Origin of the sequence: Deinococcus sp. JMULE3 (assembly GCF_013337115.1) — a bacterium.
Taxonomy (GTDB): domain Bacteria; phylum Deinococcota; class Deinococci; order Deinococcales; family Deinococcaceae; genus Deinococcus.
Window position 1 is genome coordinate 1,675,813 of sequence record NZ_SGWE01000004.1, and the last position, 21,888, is coordinate 1,697,700.

The 21,888-nt window shown below is 72.2% G+C and carries 25 protein-coding genes; 17 read left to right on the forward strand and 8 right to left on the reverse strand.

Going from position 1 to position 21,888, the window contains the following annotated elements:
- Positions 1-12: 12 nt before the first annotated feature.
- The 5 genes from EXW95_RS10990 to EXW95_RS11010 all read left to right on the forward strand — a co-directional run bounded on the left by EXW95_RS10990 (position 13) and on the right by EXW95_RS11010 (position 4,742).
- Positions 13-675 carry a metal-dependent transcriptional regulator gene (locus EXW95_RS10990; protein ID WP_174367491.1) on the forward strand — a complete coding sequence of 221 codons (663 nt, stop codon included), beginning with the start codon at positions 13-15 and terminating at the stop codon, positions 673-675.
- 112 nt (positions 676-787) lie between these two features.
- Positions 788-1,507, forward strand: coding sequence for an adenosylcobinamide-GDP ribazoletransferase (locus tag EXW95_RS10995; RefSeq protein ID WP_371810024.1), 720 nt, complete (start codon positions 788-790; stop codon positions 1,505-1,507).
- Positions 1,508-1,509: 2 nt separating this feature from the next.
- A complete protein-coding gene (locus EXW95_RS11000; protein WP_174367492.1) occupies positions 1,510-2,082 on the forward strand; it encodes a histidine phosphatase family protein in 573 nt (190 codons plus the stop codon).
- Between the two features lie 19 nt (positions 2,083-2,101).
- Entirely contained in the window at positions 2,102-3,169 is a 1,068-nt protein-coding gene (gene cobT, locus EXW95_RS11005) for a nicotinate-nucleotide--dimethylbenzimidazole phosphoribosyltransferase (RefSeq protein ID WP_174367493.1), read from the forward strand.
- 52 nt (positions 3,170-3,221) lie between these two features.
- The gene (locus EXW95_RS11010; protein WP_174367494.1) at positions 3,222-4,742 is read left to right on the forward strand and encodes a serine protease; all 1,521 of its coding nucleotides are present in this window, start codon (positions 3,222-3,224) and stop codon (positions 4,740-4,742) included.
- Between the two features lie 16 nt (positions 4,743-4,758).
- Here EXW95_RS11010 and thrC read toward each other — a convergent pair whose 3' ends face one another.
- Positions 4,759-6,183 carry a threonine synthase gene (gene thrC, locus EXW95_RS11015; RefSeq protein ID WP_174367495.1) on the reverse strand — a complete coding sequence of 475 codons (1,425 nt, stop codon included), beginning with the start codon at positions 6,181-6,183 and terminating at the stop codon, positions 4,759-4,761.
- A 154-nt stretch (positions 6,184-6,337) separates the two neighbouring features.
- Here thrC and aguB point away from each other — a divergent pair, with 154 nt between their 5' ends.
- Positions 6,338-7,225, forward strand: a complete 888-nt coding sequence (gene aguB / locus EXW95_RS11020; protein WP_174367496.1) for an N-carbamoylputrescine amidase — start codon at positions 6,338-6,340, stop codon at positions 7,223-7,225.
- Positions 7,226-7,287: 62 nt separating this feature from the next.
- On the opposite strand, the gene EXW95_RS11025 is transcribed toward aguB, so the two are convergent.
- A complete protein-coding gene (locus EXW95_RS11025; protein WP_174367497.1) occupies positions 7,288-7,926 on the reverse strand; it encodes a winged helix-turn-helix domain-containing protein in 639 nt (212 codons plus the stop codon).
- An 81-nt stretch (positions 7,927-8,007) separates the two neighbouring features.
- Here EXW95_RS11025 and EXW95_RS11030 point away from each other — a divergent pair, with 81 nt between their 5' ends.
- A complete protein-coding gene (locus EXW95_RS11030; protein ID WP_254605586.1) occupies positions 8,008-9,258 on the forward strand; it encodes a cytochrome P450 in 1,251 nt (416 codons plus the stop codon).
- A 9-nt stretch (positions 9,259-9,267) separates the two neighbouring features.
- Here the strand turns inward: EXW95_RS11030 and EXW95_RS11035 are convergent, their stop codons facing one another.
- Complete coding sequence (locus tag EXW95_RS11035) at positions 9,268-10,101, reverse strand: alpha/beta fold hydrolase (RefSeq protein WP_174367498.1); 834 nt, start codon at positions 10,099-10,101, stop codon at positions 9,268-9,270.
- A gap of 80 nt (positions 10,102-10,181) precedes the next feature.
- Here EXW95_RS11035 and EXW95_RS11040 point away from each other — a divergent pair, with 80 nt between their 5' ends.
- A complete protein-coding gene (locus EXW95_RS11040; RefSeq protein WP_174367499.1) occupies positions 10,182-11,030 on the forward strand; it encodes a class I SAM-dependent methyltransferase in 849 nt (282 codons plus the stop codon).
- Positions 11,031-11,114: 84 nt separating this feature from the next.
- Here EXW95_RS11040 and EXW95_RS11045 read toward each other — a convergent pair whose 3' ends face one another.
- Complete coding sequence (locus EXW95_RS11045; RefSeq protein WP_174367500.1) at positions 11,115-11,648, reverse strand: hypothetical protein; 534 nt, start codon at positions 11,646-11,648, stop codon at positions 11,115-11,117.
- Between the two features lie 206 nt (positions 11,649-11,854).
- On the opposite strand from EXW95_RS11045, the gene EXW95_RS11050 reads away from it, so the two are divergent.
- Positions 11,855-12,538 (forward strand): trans-aconitate 2-methyltransferase, encoded by a 684-nt coding sequence (locus tag EXW95_RS11050; RefSeq protein WP_174367501.1) that lies wholly within the window; start codon positions 11,855-11,857, stop codon positions 12,536-12,538.
- Here the strand turns inward: EXW95_RS11050 and truA are convergent.
- On the reverse strand, positions 12,493-13,314 hold the full coding sequence (gene truA, locus EXW95_RS11055) for a tRNA pseudouridine(38-40) synthase TruA (RefSeq protein WP_174367502.1): 822 nt from the start codon (positions 13,312-13,314) through the stop codon (positions 12,493-12,495). The two genes, EXW95_RS11050 and truA, sit on opposite strands and share 46 nt — an antisense overlap.
- A 66-nt stretch (positions 13,315-13,380) precedes the next feature.
- Between truA and EXW95_RS11060 the strand changes: the two genes are divergently transcribed.
- The 5 genes from EXW95_RS11060 to EXW95_RS11080 all read left to right on the forward strand — a co-directional run bounded on the left by EXW95_RS11060 (position 13,381) and on the right by EXW95_RS11080 (position 16,770).
- Positions 13,381-14,415 (forward strand): LysM peptidoglycan-binding domain-containing protein, encoded by a 1,035-nt coding sequence (locus EXW95_RS11060; protein WP_174367503.1) that lies wholly within the window; start codon positions 13,381-13,383, stop codon positions 14,413-14,415.
- A gap of 1 nt (position 14,416) precedes the next feature.
- Entirely contained in the window at positions 14,417-14,644 is a 228-nt protein-coding gene (locus tag EXW95_RS11065; protein WP_174367504.1) for an antibiotic biosynthesis monooxygenase, read from the forward strand.
- 90 nt (positions 14,645-14,734) lie between these two features.
- Positions 14,735-15,007 (forward strand): hypothetical protein, encoded by a 273-nt coding sequence (locus EXW95_RS11070; RefSeq protein ID WP_174367505.1) that lies wholly within the window; start codon positions 14,735-14,737, stop codon positions 15,005-15,007.
- A 243-nt stretch (positions 15,008-15,250) separates the two neighbouring features.
- Positions 15,251-15,580 (forward strand): PadR family transcriptional regulator, encoded by a 330-nt coding sequence (locus EXW95_RS11075; protein ID WP_174367506.1) that lies wholly within the window; start codon positions 15,251-15,253, stop codon positions 15,578-15,580.
- Entirely contained in the window at positions 15,577-16,770 is a 1,194-nt protein-coding gene (locus tag EXW95_RS11080; protein ID WP_174367507.1) for a permease prefix domain 1-containing protein, read from the forward strand. Before EXW95_RS11075 ends, EXW95_RS11080 begins: the two co-directional genes overlap by 4 nt.
- Positions 16,771-16,838: 68 nt before the next feature.
- Here the strand turns inward: EXW95_RS11080 and surE are convergent, their stop codons facing one another.
- On the reverse strand, positions 16,839-17,612 hold the full coding sequence (gene surE, locus EXW95_RS11085; RefSeq protein ID WP_174367508.1) for a 5'/3'-nucleotidase SurE: 774 nt from the start codon (positions 17,610-17,612) through the stop codon (positions 16,839-16,841).
- Positions 17,613-17,756: 144 nt separating this feature from the next.
- Here surE and EXW95_RS11090 point away from each other — a divergent pair, with 144 nt between their 5' ends.
- From EXW95_RS11090 to EXW95_RS11100, 3 genes are all read left to right on the forward strand, one after another.
- Complete coding sequence (locus EXW95_RS11090) at positions 17,757-17,981, forward strand: hypothetical protein (protein ID WP_174367509.1); 225 nt, start codon at positions 17,757-17,759, stop codon at positions 17,979-17,981.
- A gap of 70 nt (positions 17,982-18,051) precedes the next feature.
- A complete protein-coding gene (locus EXW95_RS11095; protein ID WP_174367510.1) occupies positions 18,052-18,465 on the forward strand; it encodes a hypothetical protein in 414 nt (137 codons plus the stop codon).
- A 24-nt stretch (positions 18,466-18,489) separates the two neighbouring features.
- A complete protein-coding gene (locus EXW95_RS11100; RefSeq protein WP_174367511.1) occupies positions 18,490-18,954 on the forward strand; it encodes a PaaI family thioesterase in 465 nt (154 codons plus the stop codon).
- A 56-nt stretch (positions 18,955-19,010) separates the two neighbouring features.
- Here EXW95_RS11100 and csaB read toward each other — a convergent pair whose 3' ends face one another.
- Together csaB and EXW95_RS11110 are read right to left on the reverse strand one after the other, a co-directional pair.
- A complete protein-coding gene (csaB, locus tag EXW95_RS11105; RefSeq protein ID WP_174367512.1) occupies positions 19,011-19,982 on the reverse strand; it encodes a polysaccharide pyruvyl transferase CsaB in 972 nt (323 codons plus the stop codon).
- On the reverse strand, positions 19,979-21,841 hold the full coding sequence (locus tag EXW95_RS11110; RefSeq protein ID WP_371810025.1) for a DUF5693 family protein: 1,863 nt from the start codon (positions 21,839-21,841) through the stop codon (positions 19,979-19,981). Before EXW95_RS11110 ends, csaB begins: the two co-directional genes overlap by 4 nt.
- Positions 21,842-21,888: the final 47 nt, after the last annotated feature.

Consider the following 21,888-nt stretch of genomic DNA (forward strand, 5'->3'; position numbering starts at 1 on the left):
ACACTGGGCGGCATGACCGGCCGTTCCCTGTCCCGCTCGGCGGAGGATTACCTGAAGCACCTGTACATGCTGGGACAGTCGGGGAAGGTGAACACCCAGGCGCTCGCGGCGGCGCTGGAGGTCGCGCCTGCCAGCGTGACCGGCATGCTCCGCAAACTGACCGAGCAGGGCCTCGTGTCGCACGCGCCGTACCAGGGCGCGCAGCTGACCGCCGAGGGCGAACGGGTGGCGCTGGAGGTCCTGCGGCACCACCGGCTGCTGGAACTGTTCCTGCACCGCGCGCTGGGCGTCCCGCTGGACGAGGTGCACGAGGAAGCCGAGCGCCTGGAGCACGCGCTGAGCGAACGGCTGGAGGCGCGCATCGCGGCGTGGCTGGGCGACCCCACGCACGACCCGCACGGGGACCCGATCCCCACCCTGGAGGGTGAGCTGCCGCACCAGCCGCAGCGGCGCCTGTCGCAACTGGCGACCGGGGACACGGCGACCGTGGCGCGCGTCCCGGACGGGGACGCCGATCAGCTGCGGGCCCTGGTGGCCGCCGGACTCACGCCGGGCGCGCCGCTGCGACTGGACGCGGTGGACGCCGCGCTGGGCACCCTGACCGTCTGGGCGACCGACCACACCCTGACGCTGTCCCTGGGTGTCGCCGCGCAGATCCACGTGCAGACCCCGTGATGCCCAGGCCAGAGGCGCCGGGCTCTCTCCTCGCCCTTGAGGGGGGAGGCCGGGTGGGGGTGAGCGGGCGCCGCCCCCGTCACGTCCAGCGTTCCATCTGCCTGGAGACGCCGTGATCCGGGATCAGCTGCGCGCGGCGCATCTGGCGCTGACGTTCCTGACGACCCTGCCCCTGCCGCATATCGAGGAGGTCCGGGACGGGGACTTTGCGCGGGCCAGTGCGTACTACCCGCTGGCCGGGTACGCGGTGGGCGGCGTGGTGGCGGGGCTGCTGTGGCTGGACGTGCCGCTGCCGGGCGGGGTGATCGCCGCGCTGGGCGTGGGCGCGTGGCTGCTGCTGACCGGCATGCTGCACTTCGACGGGCTGGTGGACAGCGCCGACGCCCTGTTCGCCATGAAGACCCCCGCCGAACGGCTGGTGATCCTGCGGGACGTCCACATGGGCGCGTTCGGACTGGCAACCGGTGGGCTGTACCTGCTACTGCTCTGGAGCCTGCTGTCGGCCCCCGTCCCGCCGCTGGCGCCGCTGGTGGCGGCGGTGGCCGCGCGGACGCTGCTGCTGATTCCCATGAACACCTACCCGGCCGCCCGCGCCGAGAGCCTGGGCGCCCGCTCCCGCGAGGGTCGCGTCTGGGCCGCGCTGCTGCTGGCCGCACCGACCCTGCTGGTGCCCGGCGCGTGGGTGGCGTGGCTGGCGGCGCTGGTGGGCGCGCTGCTCGTCGCGGCGTTCGCGGCGCGGCGGCTGGGCGGCGGCCTGAACGGCGACACGTACGGATTGATCGTCGTCACGGCGGAACTGCTGGCGCTGGGCGCGTTCGCCTGGGGCCGCTGAACATGTCCGGGGGCCTGACGCTGCATCTGGTCCGTCACGCCCCGACCCTTCCGAACGCGCAGCGCCGCTACCCGCACCCGCATGAGGACGCCCCCCTCACGCCCGCCGGGGAGGCGCTGGCCCGCCGCCTCGACCTGCCACGGGCGGCGCTGGCGTTCACGTCCCCGCTGGGCCGCGCCCGGCAGACCGCGCGACTGGCCGGATTCCCCGGTGCCCTCCCCCACCCGGCGCTGGCCGAGGCGAATTGCGGCGTGATGGCCGGGCACACCTGGGCCGAACTGGAGGCCGCGCACGGCGACGCGCCCCGCGCCTGGATCGAGGCGCTGAGCGAACCCACCAGTCCCCACGGCCCCCCCGGCGGCGACACCGGGCAGGGCTTCCACACCCGCGTACAGGCATGGCTGGACACCCTCCCGGCGGGCGAGGTGGTGGCCTTCACGCACGCCGGGCCACTGCTGGCCGCGCTGCGCCTGACCGTGAACCTGTCCGCCGTGGCCGCACCGCCCGGCACGGTCGCCACCCTGCGCCGCGAGGCCGGACACTGGTGGCTGACGGCGCTGCGCCCGCCCGCCTGAACGGGCAGAATGCGCGCTGATGCTTCCTGACCTGACGGCCCTCCTGACCGCCATCCAGCCTGCCGATGCCGACGTGATGGACCGGGCGCGGGCGCGGCAGGCGCAGCTGACGAAACCGGCGGGTGCGCTGGGTGACCTGGAGGAGCTGTCGGTGCGCCTCGCGGGCGTGCTGGGCACTGAGCGGCCCGATCCGCGCGGCGTGGCGGTGATCGTCGCGGCCGGGGATCACGGCGTGGCCCGCGCGGGCGTCAGCGCCTACCCGCCCGAGGTGACCCCGGCGATGGTGGCGAACTTCCTGGCGGACACCCCGGCGGGGCCGGGCGGCGCGGCGGTGAACGCGCTGGCGCGGGCAGTGGGCGCGCGGGTGTACGTGATGGACGCCGGGGTGAACGCGGATCTGCCCGAGCATCCGGCGCTGGTGCGGGCGGCCCTGCGGCGGGGCACGCATGACCTGAGCGTGCAGGCGGCCATGACCGTGGACGAGGCGCAGGTGTTGATTCTGGCGGGCGCGGCGCTGGCCCGCCGCGCGACCCAAGACGGCGCGGACGTCCTGATTCCCGGTGAGATGGGCATCGGGAACACCACCCCGGCGGCGGCGATCACGGCGCGCCTGCTGGGCCTGGACGCGGCGCGGGTGACGGGGCGCGGCACGGGCGTGGACGACGCGCGGCTGGCGCACAAGGTCGCCGTGATCCGCGCGGCGCTGGACCGCACACCGACCACCGACCCGCTGAGGGTGCTGGCCGAGTTCGGGGGCTTCGAGATCGCGGCGATGCTGGGCGTGATGCTGCAGGCCGCCGCCAGCCGCCGGGCGGTGATCCTGGACGGGTTCGTGGAGGGCAGCGCGGCCCTGGTCGGTGTGGCCCTCGCGCCGCACCTGCGGGACTTCCTGTTCCCCGCCGGGGAGTGCGCCGAGATCGGGCACGCGGCGCAGCTGGCGCACCTGGGCCTGAAGCCGATGTTCCACCTGAACCTGCGCCTGGGCGAGGGCACGGGCGGCGTGCTGGCCGCGCCGATCCTGCTGGGCGCAGCAGCGACGCTGCGGGAGATGCGGACCTTCGCGGAGGCGGGCGTGCCGGGCGCGTGAAGCCCTCTGCGGGGGGCTAGGCAGCGGCGCCTGACCTGCGGTTCAATAGCCCATGAGACCCCTGAAGGGAATGGCGCGGGCCGCGCTGCTGACCGCCTCGGTGCTGGCTCCGTTCACGCTGGGCGCGGCGGGCGCGCAGTCCCTGCCGAAGGAGACGCGCGAGCGGATCATCCAGGCGACCGTCATGCTGCTGCCCACCGATCAGAACGGCGACCTGGACGGCTCGCGCGGGTCGGGCAGCATCATCAGTCCGCAGGGGTTCATCCTCACGAACTACCACGTGGTCGGCGATCCGGACACCCGGCAGCTCTCGCCGTGGATTCAGGTGCGGGTCGTGCAGTTCGCGGACCGGGAACCGGTGTTCACGTACTGGGGCCGGGTGGTCGCCGCCGACCCGAACCTCGACCTGGCGATCGTGCAGATCGTCGAGGACCGCAACGAGAAACCGGTCGGGAAGCTGAACCTGCCGTTCGTGGAGGTCGGGGATTCGAACACCCTGAGCATCGGAGACGACGTGTTCGTGTTCGGCTTCCAGGGGACCGGGGGCATGACGCTGTCGTTCTCGCGCGGGTCGGTGGGGGGATTTACCGGGGAGGACCTGAGCAGCAGCGGGCGGCAGTGGGTCAAGCACGACGCGCAGACCGGTCCCGGCAACTCGGGCGGCGGGGTGTTCGACGAGAGCGGCGTGCTGGTCGGGGTGCACTCGGCGGGCGTGGCGGGGAACAACAATTCCCGCACGTCGTTCATGCGGCCCCTGGCGCTGGCGTGGGGGCTGATCACGCCGAACGTGACGGGCTTCGTGGTGCGGCGCGGCGGGTCCGGCGGTTCCGGGGGCGGGACTGTCAGTGGCGGGTCGGGCAGTGGCGGGACTGGCAACGGTGGATCGGGCAGTGGCGGATCGGGAGGCACCCCGGCCGGGGCGTGGCCCCCGGCGCTCGCCGCCGGGCAGACCTGGACGGTGAACTTCGCGCAGGGCGGCACGTACAGCGTGAAACTGGGCACCAGGGATAGCGAGGGCGACTACCCCGGCACCGCCACGCAGGGCGGCAGCACCACCGAGACGCTGTTCACGCTGGACGGCGGGTCCCTGCTGATGATCGTCGGCCGGGGGGACGGGACGTTCCTGACCTGCAGCGTGGACCGCACGCAGCGCGGCGCGGCCCGGACCTACCAGAACAGCAAGGATCCGGGCGTCGCCGCCGGGACCTGCACGCTCGCCAGTGCGGGCGCCGGGTCGGGCGCCACGCTGCGGTGGCCGCTGGCCCTGAAGGTCGGGCAGCGCTGGGACGTGGCGTTCCCCGGCGTGGGGACCTTCACGGTCAGCCTGGACGAACCGGACGAGGACGGTTTCGCGGGCGCCGCCACGCGCGGCAGCGAGAAGGGCAGCGTGCTGTTCAGCGCGGACGCGGACGGGCTGCTGCTGATCGTGCAGCGCGCCGACAGGACCTTCCTGGTGTGCAGCGCCGCGAAGGGTGGCGTGGGGGCGGGCAGCGTGAAAGGGGACGCGACCAGTCACCGTGACAGCAAGGATCAGGGCACCAGTCTGGGCGCCTGCACCGTCACGCCCCGCTGACCGGCCCGCCCGAGCGTCAGGCGGGGTCCCTGGGAGTGAGGTTCGCCGTGATGAAGTCCTTGAGGGTCTGCACGTCGTTGGGGATGACCTGGAACCGCTTGGGGGCCTGTTCGATCCCGTCGAAGCGGGCGGGGCGCCCTGGGGTCTGCTCCACGGCCTCCTGCACGGTCGCCTCGAACTTGGCGGGCAGCGCGGTCTCCAGGCAGATCATGGGCACGCCGGGCCGCCGGTAGGCCTGCCCGACGAGGAGGCCGTCGGCGGTGTGCGGGTCGATCAGGCGACCGTACGTGTCGAAGACGGTGCGGATGGTTCGTAGGCGGTCGGCGTGGGTGCTGCGGCCGGAGCGGAAGCCGCTGGCCTGCACGGCGTCCCAGTGGGGCGTGCCGCTCAGGGCGACGGGGCGGCTCTGGCCGACCTCGTCCCACCAGCCGCGGGTCTGCACGGCGTCCGCTCCGGCGATCAGGTACAGGTAGCGTTCGAAGTTGCTGGCCTTGCCGATGTCCATGCTGGGGCTGCTGGTCACCGCGACCCGGTCGGCGGGGCGGACGTGGTAGGTGCCGCCGCTGAAGAAGTCGTGCAGGACGTCGTTCTCGTTGCTGGCGACGATCAGCTGCCCCACGGGCAGGCCCATGCGTTTGGCGAGGTACCCGGCGAACACGTTCCCGAAGTTCCCGGACGGCACGCTGAAGTCCGCCTCTGCACCGGCGGGGAGGTTCAGGGCGAGGTACGCCCGGAAGTAGTACACGGCCTGCGCCAGCACCCGCGCCCAGTTGATGGAGTTCACCGCCCCGATGTCGTAGCGGGCCTTGAAGTCCGCGTCGGCGTTCACGGCCTTCACGAGGTCCTGGCAGTCGTCGAAAACCCCCTCCACGGCCAGGTTGAAGATGTTCGCCTCCTGCAGGCTGAACATCTGCGCCTGCTGGAAGGCACTCATGCGCCCGTGCGGGGAGAGCATCACGACGTTCACGCGGGCCTTGCCGAGCATGGCGTACTCGGCCGCGCTGCCGGTGTCGCCGCTGGTGGCGCCCAGGATGTTCAGCCGCTCGTCACGGGCCTCCAGGACGTACTCGAACACCTGCCCGAGGAACTGCATGGCCATGTCCTTGAACGCCAGGGACGGCCCGTTCGACAGTTCCAGCAGGTGCAGACCACTGTCCCCCAGTGGCGTCAGGGGCGTGATCTCGGGGCTGTGGAAGGCCTCCTCGGTGTACGTGTCGCGCAGCAGGCGGCGCAGGTCCCCCTCGGGAATGTCCGTGATGAAGGACCGCATCACCTCGTAGGCGAGGTCGGCGTAGCTCAGGGCGCGCCACGCCTCCAGCTGCTGAGGCGTGACCGTGGGAATCGACTCGGGCATCGCCAGACCGCCGTCCGGGGCGAGGCCCGAGAGCAGCACGTCCGAGAAGGAACCGAGGGTCGCGCCACGCGTGGAGACGTACTTCATACGGTCACTCTACCCACGGCCCCCACCACGCGCGCCGCCGGGGACTAGCCAGCGCCGCCCCCTCCCGCCGCCCCCTCCAGACAGCCCCTCCCGAAACGCCAGCCCAGGCCCCCTCGCACCATTGCCCGCCGGTGCATCCGGTAGCTTGGGGGGCATGAGCCCCGAGACCGTGAAGTTGGCCGTCGTGCAGATGCACGTCACCGATCAGCTGGAAGACAACGTCAGCCGCGCCGTCCAGCACGTGCGCGACGCGGCCGCGCAGGGCGCGCAGGTGATCCTGCTGCCCGAACTGTTCGAAAACCTGTACTTCTGCCAGGTGGAACGCGAGGAGTACTTCGACCTCGCCCACCCGCTCGAAGGTCACCCGTTCGTGGGCCGCTTCCAGGACCTCGCGCGGGAACTGGGCGTGGTGCTGCCCCTGTCGTACTTCGAGAAGGCCGGGCAGGCACACTACAACAGCCTCGTGTGCATCGACGCGGACGGCACCCTTCTGGGCAACTACCGCAAGACGCACATCCCCGACGGGCCCGGCTACGAGGAGAAGTACTACTTCAACCCCGGCGACACCGGCTTCCGGGTGTGGGACACCCGCTACGGGCGCGTGGGCGTCGGCATCTGCTGGGACCAGTGGTACCCCGAAACCGCCCGCGTGATGATGCTGCAGGGCGCGGACTTCCTGCTGTACCCCACCGCCATCGGCAGTGAGCCCGCCGAGGTCGAGACGCCCAACAGCCACCACATGTGGCAGCGGGCCATGATCGGGCACGCCGTCAGCAACAGCACGTACGTCGCCGCCGCGAACCGCATCGGCACCGAACGCGTCGGGGACCTGGAGCAGACGTACTACGGGCACACCTTCATCAGCGACTACACCGGCGAGCTGGTCGCGGAATTCGGCGACACCGAGGAAGGGCCCCTGCTGCACACCCTGAACCTGCGTGAAGCCCGGAAGTTCCGCGCGGGCATGGGCTTCTTCCGCGACCGCCGCCCCGAACTGTACGGCCCCCTGCTGACGACCGACGGCGTCACCCGGCGAGGGTAAAGGGGTTGTGGGAAGTAGGAAGTGGGGAGTGGGAACAGCCCCACAACCCACTCCCCACACCCTCATCCTGCCGGGGCGAGGTTCAGGCGGTACAGGTACGCGTCGGGGCCGCCGCGCGCGCCGTAGTGGTTCAGCAGCGCCTGAAGGTCGCGTTGCAGGGCCTTGGCGTCCTCGCGGGTCAGGTGGAGGGTGCCCCAGTTCGCGGTCAGGGCCGGGGCGTCGTCCCGCAGCAGGTCGAGCAGGTCGAAGCTCCCGGCGCGGGGGGTGATGTCCATGCGGGTGCCGCCCGGCGTGGTGTAGAGGCGCACGGCGATGTCCTCCTCGCGCTGCACGAGCGGCAGGCCAGCCTGCACGACCGCGCGGTGGAACACGGCGTTGAAGGTGTCCTCGTGCAGGCCGATCAGGTCCTCCAGGCTGCCCAGCGTGGTGCGGTGGTAGGGAATCAGGAACGCGTCGGAGACCGCGCGGTAATGCTGCACAGGTCGGCCCCGGCGGGGTTCGGCGCGCGTGACGGCCAGCCCGGCGCGTTTCAGTCGGGTCAGGCGGTGGTGCGTGGCGTTCAACGGGCGATGCAGGTGCCGGGCGAGGTCAGCGGCGGTCCACTCGCGGGTCATCAGCAGGCCCAGCAGGTGCGCGTAGTCAGGGTGCAGGACGAGTCGGGTGGCCTGGGGGTCGTCCAGGCGCGTCCAGGTTCGCGGCATGCGCGCAGCGTACCGCGCCCACCCGGCCTCTACTCGACGTTTTCTCTTGCACGTCGAGGAGAGGCGTGGGCACCCTGAAGCATGACCAGCCCCATGGCCACCTTGACTCCGGAACAACAGCGTGTGCAGGGGGCCGTGCAGGCCCTGTGGCACCCGGACACCGCCCGCGACCCGCACCCCGCGTACGAGGCGATCCGCTCACTCGACCCCCTGGGCGTGGTCAGTCCGGCCGGGTGGGGCGCGGCGTTCGCCACGTCGCACGCGCTGAACAGCGCGGTGCTGCGCTCCCCGGCGGCGCGCAGCGGGGCGATCATCTCGCAGGTCCCGGCCGACACGGCCAGCCTGCGACTGCTGCAACCCATGATGCTGTTCCACAACGGCGCGTCCCACGCACGGCTGCGGGGACTGGTGCAGGCCGCGTTCACGCCGCGCGTCGTCGCCGAGCAGCGGGACCTGATCCGCGCGCAGGTGAACGCCCTGCTGGACGCCCTGCCCACGGACCGGGAGGTGGACCTGGTGGCCGGACTGGCCGCGCCGCTGCCCGCCCGCGTGATCATGCACATGCTGGGCCTGCGCGGCGAGGACGAGGCGAAATTCATCCGCTGGACGCAGAGCGTCGCCGACCTGCTCGCCGGGGAAACCGGCAGCCCCGAACTGCTGGCCCGCCTGGAAGCGGACGCGCAGGAGATGCGCGCGTACTTCCGCACGCTGGCGGACGACCTGCGCACCCACCCGCAACCGGGCCTCCTGAGCGCCCTGGCCGCCGCCGAGGACGGCGGGGAACGCCTCAGCAGCGACGAACTCCTCGCGAACGCCGTGCTGCTGCTCGCGGCGGGGCACGAGACGACCAGCAACCTGATCCCCGGCGCGCTGCTCGAACTGCACCGCCAGCCGGACGCCTGGGCGGCCCTGGTCGCCCGCCCGGACCACCCGAACGTCCCCGACGAACTGCTGCGCGTCGTGTCCCCCGTCCAGCTCGACGGGCGCACCCTGGCCGACACCGTCACCCTCCCCACGAGCGGAGGCCAGACCGTCACGCTGAGCGCGGGCACGCACGTGCAGACCATGCTCGCCGCCGCGAACCGCGACCCCGCCGTGTTCCCCCACCCCGACCGGATCGACTGGGACCGCCCCAACAGCGCCCGGCACCTCGCGTTCGCGGCGGGCGCGCACTACTGCCTGGGCGCACCCCTCGCCCGTCTGGAAATCGCGGAGGTCTTCGCCGCCCTCGCCACCCGCTTCCCCGCCCTGCGCGTCACCGACCCGCACCCCCCGTTCAAGGCGAACCTCGTCCTGCGCGGCCCGAAAGAACTGCGCGTCCAGCTGGGCTGACGCGGCCCCTTACAGCACCGCGAGGAACGCCCGCAGTTCCCGCAGCACCAGTCCGGGCTCATCGAAGTGCGGGTAGTGCCCGCTTCCGGCCGCCACCACGTGACGGCTGCGGGTGGAGGCGGCGGCCAGTTCCGCCTGCAGGGCCGCCCACTCACGCGTGAATGCATCGGCCTGCGCGGGCGTGAACGGGTCACGCTCGTCGACGGTGAGGTGCTCCGGGAGGAACGGCTGCCCGCGCGAGACGACCAGCAGCGGCAGCTCCACCAGGGCCCCCACCACCTCGCGGCCCCCAGTGAACACCTGGGCGAAGTCCCAGCGTTCCGGGTGCCCCTCGCGGATCTCCTGCTCCAGTTCACGCTGCGCCGCCCGCTGGCCCGGCGTGCGAACCGCGTCCAGCCGCCGCGCCTGAGCGGGATGGGAACTGTCGAGCAGGACCAGTCCCGCCACCCGCGCCGGGTCGCGCCGCGCGAACTCGAACGCGACGAGCCCACCCAGCGAGTGCCCCAGCAGCACGAACGGGCCGGACGTACAGGTGCCGAGCACCACCTTCAGTTCCGCCACGGCGTCACCCAGACCACGGGGGTCAGCCGGGGGCGCGCTGCTTCCCTGCCCCGCCCGGTCGTAGGCGAGCACGCCGGTCAGGTCGTTCATGCCCGGCCCCAGGAAGACGGGCTCGCGCATCATGCCGGCCAGCTGTGGATCGTCCTGCGCCGTGAACCACGAGGAGGCGGGGACGCCCATGCCGCTCAGGAGCACCAGCGTGGGCCGCCCGGCGGCGGGCGTCGCGAGGGCGTGCGTCTGCACCTCTCCGGTCGGCGTGGAGATCACGTGGGTTCGGGTCATGCGGCGCAGCGTACCCCCGGCCGGGCGGGACTGAGCCATCCGGCGGATGTTCCCCTGACGGCCCGTCCGTACGCTGGGGCATGACGGACGCAGGGAACGGCAGCGGTCAGGGCGGCGCGCACGCGGGGATCGGCACGTACTACGCGCAGGACCGCGAGCATGACCGCCTGACGCGCGGGCTGGGCCTGATCGAGTTCACCCGCACCCTGGAACTGCTGAGTCTGCTGCTCCCCCCCTGCCCGGCCGTGATCGCGGACGTCGGCGCGGGGATCGGCGTGTACGCGCGGGAACTGCTGAATGCCGGGTACACGGTGAACGCGCTGGACGCCACGCCGGGGCACGTGGCGCGCCTGCGGGTGGACCCCACGCTGGAGCGCCTGAAGTCCGTGACGCTGGGGGACGCCCGCACGCTGCCCTACCCGGACGGCAGCGTGGACGCGGCGCTGCTGCTGGGCCCGCTGTACCACCTGACCGACCCGCGCGACCGGGCCCGCGCACTGGCGGAAGCGGCGCGCGTCCTGCGGCCCGGCGGGGTGGTGCTGGCTGCCGCGATCACCCGCGCCGCCGATATCGCCGGGGACTTCACGAAAGAGGACAGCGCGCTGGACGAGGCGTACGCCCGGCCCATCCGCGAGCACACCTACCGCACCGGCATGCACCGCAACCCCGAACAGCGGCGCGGGCACTTCACGGACGCGTACTTCCACCACCCCCACGAACTGGAAGGCGAACTGAGCGGTACGGGCTTCCGGGACGTGAGCGTGTACGCCGTCGAGGGACCCGCCGCGCTGCTGCGCGACCCGGACGCCGCCATGCGCGACCCCGAGCGGCGCGAGGGCATCCTGCGCGCCCTGCGCCTGACCGAACGCGACCCGGCGCTGCTGGGCATCAGCCCGCACCTGCTGGCCGCCGGAGTGCGAACGGGCTGAAGGGTCAGGGCTGTGGGCTCTGAACCCTGGACTGTGAGCAAGGGACTCAGGCGGGGGCTCGACTCATGGCTTACAGCTCACGGCTCAGGCCTCCTCGATCCAGAACACGCCGCCCAGCCCGGTGCGGGGCGCGAGGTGCAGGCGGCTGCCGTCCACGTGCAAGCGCGCAGGCAGGTCCGGGCCGGGGGCGTAGGCGCTGAGCAGCCCGTAGTGCTGTTCGCGGGCGCTGAATTCGAAGCCGATGACGGGCAGGCCCGCGCCGAACAGGCGGTCGAGGTGCGCGGTCAGGGGGGCGTGCAGGTGCAGGCCCCAGCGTCCACGGGCGCGCAGGGGCAGGTGCTGGTCGTTCAGGTAGGTGTTCAGGCCGCTCAGCCACGCCCACGGCCAGGTGGCGCGCGGTCCCTGCGGGAGCGGCAGGCGAAACGCGCCCTGCGCGGCGGCGAGTTGTTCGGCCAGTGTGTCCCGGTCGGGCAGGGGCACGCCCAGGGGCGCGGCGTGGTGGCGCAGCAGGCACGCGGCACTCAGGGCGCCGCAGCCGACCAGTCCGCCGCGCCACACGGCCTGATTCCCGTCCCGCTGCGGCAGAGGGCCGGGGAACGCGCGCCAGTCGGGAGGCATGGGGTCAGGGTAGCGGGCGGGCAGGCCAGTTGGCGCAGGTGAAGTCTTGAGGCTCGTGTCATACGGACTCCGGTTGAAAGGTTTGCAAAATCTTTCAACCCGAGCAGAGCGAGCAGGAGAGAAACGGGTTCCGGTCGTGGAGTTGGCAACCCGGTGTAGTTCCGGGTTGTGAACGAAACAGACGGAATCCGTGTCACGCTGGGCGGATGACCACCGAACCGCTGAAGCCGCATTCCCGGGAGTGGTACGCGCGGCTGGCGCGTGAGCTGGGCGGGTACCGGCACCCGTGGGCGCGCACGTTGGACGGCCCGGACCCGGAGTTGACCTTCGACGCACTGCTCACGGAGCGGCTGGGGCTGGGCGTGCGGGTGCCAGCGGTCAGGGTACTGGAGGCCGGGTGCGGGCACGGACCGGACGCGGCGCGCTTCGCATCCGGGGTGGGGCGCTGGGCGGCGTTCGACATGGTGCCGGAGCTGGTGGCGCAGGCGCGCGTGAACGCCCCGCACGCGGACATTCACGAGTGGACCGCGAAGGGCGAGGTCCCGCCCGGACTGCGGGGGCCGTTCGACCTGATCGTGTCGCGCCGGGGGCCGACCTCGGTGATCCTTCGCCTGCCGGAACTGGCGGCGCCGGGCGCGGAGTTCCTGTACGTCGGGCCGCGCCTGGACGTGCCGCAGGTGCCCGGGCGGCTGGCGGCGGTGGGCTGGGAGGTGCGGGGCGAGTGGCGGGTCAGCGTGCGGGCGCGCGTGCCCACGCGGCAGGACTGGGGAAGGCGCTGCGAGTGGATGAACGAGCCGGAACGCCTCCCCGAATGGGACGCGCACGCGGGGCCGGACGGCCTCCCCTACCGCGAGGAACGGTACGTGGTGCTCGCGTCAAATCGTTCGTAGCGCGCCCCGGTGAAGGACAGCCCGTGCGCGGGGACGTTCGCGCCCGCCTGGGACCGCTGCCGCGAGTGCAGGATGTCCTCGGCCTGCGCGGGGGTCAGGCGGCCCTGACCGGCCAGCAGCAGCGTGCCGACCAGTCCGCGCACCATGTGCCGCAGGAAACTCTCGCCGTGGACATGGATCTCCCAGATCAGCGGGCCGGGCTGCACGCGCAGCACCCGCAGTTCGCGCACCGTCTGGCGGTCCTCCTGCGTGGCGAACGCGGCGAAGTCGTGCGTGCCGGTCAGCGCGGCGGCGGCGGCGTTCATGGCGGCGGCGTCCAGCGGGTGCGGGACGTGCAGGGCGCGCCCGTGCCACAGCGGGTGCCGCTGCGGGTGGGCCAGCAGGCGGTACACGTACTGCCGCTCGGTGCAGGAGAAGCGCGCGTGGAACCCGGCGGGCGCCTCGGCGGCGTGCAGGACCGCCACGGTGGGGGGCAGGTGGGCGTTCAGCGCCCGGGCGAGTTTCGCGGTGGGCACCCGGAACGTGTCGGGAATGTCCACGTGGGCGGGCATGGCCTCGGCGTGCACCCCGGCGTCGGTGCGGCCTGCCGCGACCGGGCGGAACGCCGCCGTGTTCAATGCCGTGAACGCGGCGTGGAGGGTGTCCTGCACGCTCGGCACGCCCGGCTGGGACTGCCACCCGGCGAAGGGCGCGCCGTCCCACGCGACGGTCAGGTGGAGGCGGCGGTGCCCGGCGGGCGGCTGGTAGTCCGGTCGCGGGTCGGCTGGCTCGGTCATGCCCCCACAGGGTAGCGCAGGCTTTCTCACGGCCTGGGTGGGGGCCGGCGGGTATGCTGCGCGCCAATGGGCGTGCGGATGTGGGGCGGGGCGAGCTGGGGCCGGGCGGCGCTGCTGGGCGCGGTGCTGACGGCAGGACTGACGGGCGTGGCGGGCGCCGGGTCGTACCGCGTGAAGGCCGGGGATACCCTGAGCGGGATCGCCGTGCGGACGGGGGTCAGCGTGGCGGCCCTGCGCGCCGCGAATCCACGCCTGAAGTCCTCGGACGCCGTGCAGGCCGGGTGGGTGCTGACGGTGCCCACCTCCGCCCCGCGTGCCGCTGCGCCCGTGAAGGCGGGGACGTACACCGTCCGGGCCGGGGACACCCTGAGTGGTATCGCCGTGCGGACGGGCGTCAGCGTGGCCAGCCTGCGCGCCGCGAATCCACGCCTGAAGTCCTCGGATGCCGTGCAGGCCGGGTGGGTGCTGACGGTGCCCACCTCCTCCGCCCCGCGTGCCGCTGCGCCCGTGAAGGCGGGGACGTACACCGTGAAGGACGGCGAGAACCTCACGGTGATCGCGCGCCGCTTCGGCCTGAGCGTCACACAACTCGTGAACGCCAACCCGCAGTACCGGGACGGGAAGGCGGTATGGGCAGGCGCGAAACTGGTCATCCCGCCGCGCACCGCGACGGCCTCGCGCGCGGTGACCGTCCGGGCGACCGGCAGCCGACCGGGCCGCTGGGCGTGGCCGCTGCCCGGCTACCACGCGATCAGCAGCGATTACGGCGAGCGCGTGCTGGACGAGGGTCCCGAGATGCACTACGGGGTGGACATCGTCGCGCCGCAGGGCACGCCGGTCCTGGCCGCCCGGTCGGGCCGGGTGCTGGAATCCCGCGCGGACTTCGAGCGGGGCTGGGGCTGGACGGTCGTGCTGGAACACCCGGACGGCTGGATCACCCGGTATGCGCACCTGAGCGCCACGCTCGTGCGGGCCGGGGAGCTGGTCGTGCAGGGGCAGCCGGTCGGGCGGGTGGGGAACACGGGCCGCAGCACGGGCACGCACCTGCATTTCGGCACGTACCTCCGCTGGGACCCGCGCGACCCGCTGAGTCTGTACTGACATGCAGGTCCACTACGCCGAGGGGAAGGGCGAGGCGGCCCGCGCGGCCCTGCACGCCTTCCTGGACGCCCTGCCGGGCTGGCCGGGGTTCCTGGGCGCGGAATTGCTCCTCTCCCCCGCGCAGCCGGAGTTGACGCTGGTGGCGAGCCGCTGGGCGGACGAGGTGCCGCCCCTGCCGGTGACGGACGGCGTGCGCGCCTGGGTGTTTCAGGTTCAGGCGAACCGCTGACCAAACAGGCCCTTGCATTCCGATGCCCATAAGGAGCCACTGCGCCATTTGACCGATCCCCGGCAGGTTCCGGTCCTCTACGCTGAATCCATGCCCGGTCACCGTCCACGCCGATGGAAAGACACCTGGAGGCAGTTCGCGCAGGGCCTCGGGCAGGTGGGTGTGGCCCTCAACGGCCTGTTCGGGCAGGGCGTTCCGCCCCCGCCGCCGCCCCCACCCGTGCACACCTGGAGTGCCCCGCCCCCACCGGACGACGCGCTGAGCGAGGCATTCCAGCGCGCACAACAGGAATTTGGTGGTCAATCACCTGACCGGACCGCGCCCGCGCGGGCGGAGGGTGACGACCCGACCAACCGCAGTTGATGGACCGGGCGGTCTGGTTCCCAGTGGCGGGGAGACGGTGCCGTCAGTGGCAGGAACTTCTGTGTGCCGGGTCTACAGGCTGCGCGACCACCGGCATCGTTGCATCTGCAACAGGGGCGGAACTGTCCTTGCCGAGCAGCGTGGCGCGTACGCCCTTGCATTCCGATGCCCCTCGCTTTACGATGCCCCTACCACTAGCATCGCCAAGCGAGGTCACCCGTGCGTGACCCCGGAAGGAGCCCCATGGACGCCCAGCAGCTCAAAGGTCACCTTGACCTCCTCCTCCTCGCCACCCTCGAACGCGGCCCCCGCTACGGCGGCCAGATCATCGCCGACGTCCAGGCCAGTACGGGCGGCTATTTCAGCATGCGCGAAGGCACCCTCTACCCCGCCCTGCACCGCCTCGAAAAACAGGGCTTCATCCACGGCGAATTCCAGACCCTCCCGCGCGGCGGCAGCCCCGTCAAGGTCTACACCCTCACCCCCACCGGCAAGACCGAACTGACCGCCCAGCGCGAGAAATACGACCGCTTCACCCGCGCCGTGCGCGGCGTCATCGGCGGCCCGGCATGACCCGCGAGCAGTTCATCCGCCACGCCACCCGCGGCCTGTGGGGCAACAAGAAACGGGACGCGGCCCTGGAACTGCGCGGCGCCATCGAGGACAAGATCTACCGCCACCAGTTGTGCGGCCTGAGTGAGCTGGAAGCAGAACAGGCGGCGCTGCGCGACCTGGGCAGCCCCCACGCCATCGCCCGTGACCTGAACCGCGTTCACACCGCCCCCGCCACTCTTCGGGCCGCCCTGCTGCTGGGCGTCGCCGGGTTCCTGAGCATGCAGGCCGCGGCGCAGATCCCGGCGGTCGGATCGGCATTCATGCCCAACGACGTGGACATCCGGCAGTGCGATTTCGTGACCGGGCAGGCCATGGCCGACCAGTCACCCGCCACGCGCGCCCGCATGGACCGGCTGCTGGCACAGTTCGGCGGCATGGCGGGCCTGCGTGAGCAGTGCCGGGCAGGCGCGTTCGCCACCCTGGGCCCCCTGCTGAACGTTGCCGACCTGCTGACCGCCCTGAAAGCTGCGCAGGTTCCCGTGAACGCCGACGCCTCGGCCAGCAGCGCCCTGCTGCTCAAAGGCGGATCGACCGGCAGCATTCCCCAGATCTCCTTCCAGACCCAGACCATTGGCGGCCAGCGGTACCTGCCCGGCATGTTCCTCATCACCTTCCTGCAGACCGTCACCACCCAGCCGTTCACCCTGACCGGCCAGACCAACCCGGTGCTGACCATCGGCTCGGCCCGCATTCCCATCGGCTCGGCCCGCGCCCCGGTGCAGACCGTGGACGTCCTGGCCCACGGCCTGAGCACCTCCCGCCGCACGGACACCTCACTGCCCCTGCCCGTGACCACGATCTCCATGACCACCACCCTGCCCATTGACCCGGCCGCCCCGCAACTGGCCGTACCGGGCCAGGACGGCGAGGTCTTCGCGGTCGTGCAGAACGTCCTGCGGATCAACGAGGCCCGCCGGGGCGCGGAGGCACCGGAGACACTGTGGGTGCGCGCCCGGCAGAACGGCCGGATCGCGTTCACGGACGAACTGACCCCCACTATCCGACTGGTGAACTCGCAGGCGGAACTCGATCAGGCCACCACTCGCGGCGTGAAAGCCGCCGTGGTGTACCGCGTGAATACCGCGAACCTCCAACGCCCGGTGATGACGCCTGTCCCGGCGGCGCAGGTCAGGGTGGTGCAGCCCTGATCGGCCTGTTGATTCGTTGAAGGGGGGATGTGAGCTGCCGCTCACGCCCCCCTTGCCAGCACCTGCTGTTACAGCTGCGGGATGTGTGCGGCGAGGTCGCCGAGCAGGTCGCGGGCGGTCAGGTCGATGCGGACGGGCGTGACGCTGATCAGTCCGGCCTCGACGGCGCCGTAGTCGGTGTCGGGGTCGTGCGCGTCGGGGGCGGTGCTGGTGCCGGACACCCAGTGGTATTCGCGGCCTTCGGGGTCGTGGCGGGTCAGGAGGGTGTCCTCCCAGCGGTGCTGGCCGACGCGGGTGACGCGCACGCCGGTGGGGGGCTGGGCGGGGAAGTTCACGTTCAGCAGCGTGCGCGGGGGCAGGCCGCGGGCGAGGACGGTCTGGGCGAGGCGGGCGGCGTACGCGGCTCCGGCGGCGAAGTCGTACTCTCCGGCGGGCGTGGCGCGCTGGCTGAACGCGATGGCGGGAATGCCGAAGCTCATGCCCTCGATGGCGGCGGCGACGGTGCCGCTGTGCGTCAGGTCGTCGCCGAGGTTCGGGCCGAGGTTGATACCGCTGACGACCAGGTCGGGTTTTCCGGTCAGGTGGACGCCCATGACGACGCAGTCGGCGGGTGTGCCGTCCACGCGGTAGGCGGGGATGTCGCCGAATCCGGCGCTGGCGGTGTGCTTGAAGCGCAGTGGGCGGCGGATGGTGATGCCGTGCCCGACGGCGCTCTGCTCGACGTCGGGGGCGCTGACGATCACGTCCGCAAACGAGCCCATGGCCTGCGCGAGGGCCTTGATGCCGGGGCTGAAGATGCCGTCGTCGTTCGCGACGAGGATGCGGGGGCGCGGGGTGGTCATGCGGGTCAGGGTAGCGCCGGGGGGTGGGGGGCTGCTGACCTGCCGTTCTTCGTCCCGGCTGGCAGTCCCGCTATACTTGACCAAATTTTGAATTTCTTCTCATTCTGGCGTCAGACTCATCAGGTTCGGCGTCCCGAGGTTGCCATGCTGCTGTTCAACTCCCCCCATACCTCCTATCTGCTGCGCTGCATGGTGGTCAGCCTGCGCAAACGCGCCTGGCAGCCCATCCTCGTGGCGGCCATTCTGGCGGTCTACCTCACCATGCTGGGCGTGAAGACGGGCGCCAACCTGCTGGGCACGCTGGCCGGAATCGTCGCCTGCGTCGCGTTCATCTGCGTCCGCTCGTACCGTCGGCACCGCTGGGACTGACACCGCTTCCCGCTGTCTCCCCTGATTGGCGGCACTGGCCGCGCCGCGCGGCGTGGGCGTACGCTGACGCATGGTGCAGCGGATCCTGGCGTGCGTGGCGTTCGGGGTGGGCGCGGGGCTGGCAGCGGGTGACTTCCCGGCGCTGGGTCGCGTGGAGCAGGTGCACGCCCCGGACGGGCGGGCGACGGTGGTGCAGCGCGTGGCGTGCCTCGCCCCGGACCGGCCGGAGCTCGCGGCGGCACTGACGCTGGAGGACGCCGGACCGACCCGCTGGCAGGTGGTGCAGCTGGCCACGAACGACGCGGGCGCAGAGGTCCTCAGCGTGGGCCGCACCCTGCCGCAGATCGCGCCGCACTACCAGCGGTACGTCACGCAGGGGCAGCCGGTGGGCCGCGTGGCGTACGCGGCGCTGCTGGGCACCTGGAAACTGTTCGGCCTGAAGTTCAGCTGGCAGAACGTCACGTACCGCTGCGCGCTGTCCTGATCCGGGCGGCGCTAGCATGCGTGCATGACGCTGCACCCGGACCTGAACTTCCCGACCGCGCATGAACTGGACACCCTGAGCCCGGAGGCACTGGCAGGGCGCATGAACGCCCTGTCCGGCACGCTGGGCGAGCGGCTGGGCATCGAGTTCACGGCGGTGTCCCGTGACCGGGTGGTCGCGCGCATGCCGGTGGACGGCAACCGGCAACCGGCGGGGCGGCTGCATGGCGGGGCGAACCTGGCACTGGCGGAGGAACTCGCCAGCGTGGGCTCGTGGATGAACCTGGACCCGGCGCGGCAGGTGGCGGTGGGCGTGGACCTGAGCGGCACGCACGTGCGCGGCGTGACCGAAGGCTGGGTGACGGGTGAGGGCACCCTGGCGTACCGGGGCCGGACGGTGCTCGTCTGGAGCATCGAGATCCGGGACGAGCGGGGCCGCGTGACGAGCATGGCGCGCTGCACCTGCAACGTGATCTCCCTCGGGGCGTGAACGCCTGAAGGAGGCCCCCGGACATCACGCCGGGGGCCTCCTCGTCTGTGGGGGGCTCAGCGGCCCAGGGCGCGGCTGAAGCTCTGCGCGGCGCGCAGGCGCATGTCCTCGATGGCGGTCCAGTCGGGCAGGCGGCGCCTGAGGGCCTCGTCGGTCAGTTGCGCGGCGTTCAGGCGGGTGGGGTGGGCAGGGGCGCCCGCGTCGTCGCAGAAGCCCTGCACCTTGGGGTCGTAGGCGACGCCGCTGAAGGGCGTCTCGCTGGCGGCGGCCAGGATGACGGCGTGCAGGCGCACCCCGATCACGTAGCCGCTCTGCGCGATGGCGTCCAGCGCGACCTGCGGGTCGCGGGTGCTGAGCACGTCGTCCGCGCCGAGGCTGTGGGCGGCCTGATCGTCGTGGTCGGGCATGAAGCTCAGGGCGGTGACGTGGCGTTCCTCGGCGCGCAGGCGGCGCACGACGTCCTTCAGCGCGTCGGTGGCGTCGGTGACGTCGCCGCGTGGCGCGACGATCACGCGGCGGGGGTCGCGGGTCAGGCCGGGGGTGGGGGCCAGCAGCAGGGCGGGGTCGCCGCCCAGTTCGGCGCGGATGCCCAGGGCTTCCAGCGTGTCGAGGCTGCCGCGGTCGCGCACGATGACCGGCACGCCCCGCAGCGCGCGGGCGACGCGGCGACCGCCGTCGGGGGTCAGGGGGCCGATGCTCTGGTTGAACACGACGACGCGGCGGCGCAGGAGTTTCGCCAGTCGGATGACGCCCAGGTAGTACGTGAGGTTGCGGGCGCTGGTCCGGTCCTGCAGCAGGCCGCCGCCGCCGGACAGCACGACCTGCGAGCGCAGCAGCGCGCCGAGGAGCGCGGCGGGTTGCATGCGGGCCTCGCTGTCGCAGTCGTAGGTGCGGGCGGTCTCCTCGGGGGTGTTCGAGAGCAGCAGGGGGGTCGCGCCGTACTTGCGCAGTTCGCGGGTGATGGCGAGCGCGATGGCCTCGTCGCCGGTGTTGCCGAAGCCGTAGTAGCCGCTGACGGTGACCTTCATGCGCGGACCTCGCTGGGGGCCTTGCCGTACGTGCGCCACAGGTGCAGCGCGGCGCGGACGAGTTGAATGGCGATCAGACCGGCGATGAGTCCCACGCCCAGGCCCAGGAAGCAGCGCTGGGCGCTGATCAGCAGCGGCGTGTGGAAGTGACTGAAGGTGTTCAGGATGCTGGACTGCCCGACGACGCCGCCCAGGATCAGCAGCGCGCCGAAGTAGCCGGGGAGCGTGCCGCTCAGGCCCAGGAGGCCCAGGGGGTGCCCGGCCATCTCCTTGAAGCGGGGGCGGACCAGGGTGTCCTGCAGGTCCTGGCGGATCTTCGCTTCGGTGTCGCTGACGCTGGCGCCGGTGGCGTTGCCGCGCCGCAGGAACACCAGTGCGAACACCCCGGCGGCCAGGACCATGATCAGGATGTCGCCCAGCTTGATGGGGGCGTTGTACACGTCCGCGATGGTCTTGCGGAGGTCCTGGCGGGGCAGGAAGCTCAGGGCGACGAGCAGCAGCGGCAGCAGCAGGGTCAGGCCCACGCCGCGGAAGGGGTCCAGGCCCAGCACGCTGTCTTTCGTGGCGCCCAGCGCGGAGACGAACAGCACGCCGGTCAGGCTCAGGCCGGTGGCGACGAACCAGTCGCTGACGCGGGCGCGGCGCAGCACGAGGCCCAGCGCGGGGAAGGTCACGGCGGCGATGAGGGCGGCCCCGGCGTAGGGGTTGAACTTGTTCATGACGATCGCCAGCAGGCCGCTTCCGGCGGCGGCGAGCAGGCCCAGCCGGACCAGCGGGAAGCTCAGGCCCAGCAGCAGCAGCGCGGCGACCGGCCCGATCAGGCTCAGGGTGCGCAGCAGGGTGTTCTCGTGGAAGGCTTCGATGACGGGCTGCGTGACCTTCACGCCGGATTTCTTCAGCAGGTCCGTGGTGCGGGTCAGCAGGTCGCTGGTCTCGTTCACGGTGGGGTAGGGGCGGACGTACAGCAGGCGCATGCTGCGTTCCCGCGCGGCGAGGTTGTACTTGCTGGCCAGCGTGATGGGGTCCAGGCGTTCCTGCCACGCGGGGTTCACGCTGAAGGTCCGGGCGGCGCCGTGCGTGGCGATCAGGGTGTCCAGGCCGCGCTGCGGGGTCGCCTCGATCAGGGCGGGCACGCGGTTGCCCAGGCGGTCGTTGATCTTGGCGAGCAGTTCGGGGGTGCGCGCCCCGATGACTTCCTCGCCGTTGAAGATCACGAAGGGCACGTCGGGCCAGTCCGCGCCGGGTTCACGCAGGGCGTCGTCCGCGTAGGGGCGGTACACCAGCATGAACCCCCGCTCTTTCAGCTGCGCCATGAGCGCACGGTCGGGTCCGACGGGCAGGAAGGTGGGGTCGGTGGGCCACTCGGTCCAGGTCTGCCCGCCGACCTGCACCTGCCGGGTGGGGATGGTGTAGCGCGCCGGGAGGGCCTCGGCGACGCCGGGCGTCAGGGACCGCAGGTAGTAGTTGCGGGGGTTCACGGCGGCGCTGCCGGTCTCGGCGCGCAGGTCCGCCCCGGTCTTCAGGTACACCTCGCCGCGCTGGATGAGGTTCCCGATGACGTCCTCGTACACGCCGACACCGTTGACGCCCTGCCGCTGGTACTCGGCGAGCAGGTCCAGCGGCTCGCGCCCGAAGCGGCGGGCCTGCGTGACGACCGCCGGGTAGTCCATGACGAGCGCCGCCGTCTTCTGCGATTGCTCGTAGCGGACGCGCTGCACCGCGAGGATCAGTGCGGGAATGGCGCTCAGGAGGATTAGGCCCAGCAGCCACGGGGTCAGCGGGTGCCGGGAGGGAACCGGGACGGTCATCCCGGTCGAGGTGGGCGGGGTGGGATCGGCGGGCTGGGTCACAGGGCACATCCTAAGGTCAGGGTCTGGTCGCGCGGGCGCGGCGCCTTCAGCATGGC

Coding starts and splice junctions, on each gene's coding strand:
- EXW95_RS10990 (WP_174367491.1), top strand. CDS start 13: ATGACCGGCCGTTCCCTGTCCCGCTCGGCGGAGGATTACCTGAAGCAC.
- EXW95_RS11000 (WP_174367492.1), top strand. CDS start 1,510: ATGTCCGGGGGCCTGACGCTGCATCTGGTCCGTCACGCCCCGACCCTT.
- cobT (WP_174367493.1), top strand. CDS start 2,102: ATGCTTCCTGACCTGACGGCCCTCCTGACCGCCATCCAGCCTGCCGAT.
- EXW95_RS11010 (WP_174367494.1), top strand. CDS start 3,222: ATGAGACCCCTGAAGGGAATGGCGCGGGCCGCGCTGCTGACCGCCTCG.
- thrC (WP_174367495.1), bottom strand. CDS start 6,183: ATGAAGTACGTCTCCACGCGTGGCGCGACCCTCGGTTCCTTCTCGGAC.
- aguB (WP_174367496.1), top strand. CDS start 6,338: ATGAGCCCCGAGACCGTGAAGTTGGCCGTCGTGCAGATGCACGTCACC.
- EXW95_RS11025 (WP_174367497.1), bottom strand. CDS start 7,926: ATGCCGCGAACCTGGACGCGCCTGGACGACCCCCAGGCCACCCGACTC.
- EXW95_RS11030 (WP_254605586.1), top strand. CDS start 8,008: ATGACCAGCCCCATGGCCACCTTGACTCCGGAACAACAGCGTGTGCAG.
- EXW95_RS11035 (WP_174367498.1), bottom strand. CDS start 10,101: ATGACCCGAACCCACGTGATCTCCACGCCGACCGGAGAGGTGCAGACG.
- EXW95_RS11040 (WP_174367499.1), top strand. CDS start 10,182: ATGACGGACGCAGGGAACGGCAGCGGTCAGGGCGGCGCGCACGCGGGG.
- EXW95_RS11045 (WP_174367500.1), bottom strand. CDS start 11,648: ATGCCTCCCGACTGGCGCGCGTTCCCCGGCCCTCTGCCGCAGCGGGAC.
- EXW95_RS11050 (WP_174367501.1), top strand. CDS start 11,855: ATGACCACCGAACCGCTGAAGCCGCATTCCCGGGAGTGGTACGCGCGG.
- truA (WP_174367502.1), bottom strand. CDS start 13,314: ATGACCGAGCCAGCCGACCCGCGACCGGACTACCAGCCGCCCGCCGGG.
- EXW95_RS11060 (WP_174367503.1), top strand. CDS start 13,381: ATGGGCGTGCGGATGTGGGGCGGGGCGAGCTGGGGCCGGGCGGCGCTG.
- EXW95_RS11065 (WP_174367504.1), top strand. CDS start 14,417: ATGCAGGTCCACTACGCCGAGGGGAAGGGCGAGGCGGCCCGCGCGGCC.
- EXW95_RS11070 (WP_174367505.1), top strand. CDS start 14,735: ATGCCCGGTCACCGTCCACGCCGATGGAAAGACACCTGGAGGCAGTTC.
- EXW95_RS11075 (WP_174367506.1), top strand. CDS start 15,251: ATGGACGCCCAGCAGCTCAAAGGTCACCTTGACCTCCTCCTCCTCGCC.
- EXW95_RS11080 (WP_174367507.1), top strand. CDS start 15,577: ATGACCCGCGAGCAGTTCATCCGCCACGCCACCCGCGGCCTGTGGGGC.
- surE (WP_174367508.1), bottom strand. CDS start 17,612: ATGACCACCCCGCGCCCCCGCATCCTCGTCGCGAACGACGACGGCATC.
- EXW95_RS11090 (WP_174367509.1), top strand. CDS start 17,757: ATGCTGCTGTTCAACTCCCCCCATACCTCCTATCTGCTGCGCTGCATG.
- EXW95_RS11095 (WP_174367510.1), top strand. CDS start 18,052: ATGGTGCAGCGGATCCTGGCGTGCGTGGCGTTCGGGGTGGGCGCGGGG.
- EXW95_RS11100 (WP_174367511.1), top strand. CDS start 18,490: ATGACGCTGCACCCGGACCTGAACTTCCCGACCGCGCATGAACTGGAC.
- csaB (WP_174367512.1), bottom strand. CDS start 19,982: ATGAAGGTCACCGTCAGCGGCTACTACGGCTTCGGCAACACCGGCGAC.
- EXW95_RS11110 (WP_371810025.1), bottom strand. CDS start 21,841: ATGTGCCCTGTGACCCAGCCCGCCGATCCCACCCCGCCCACCTCGACC.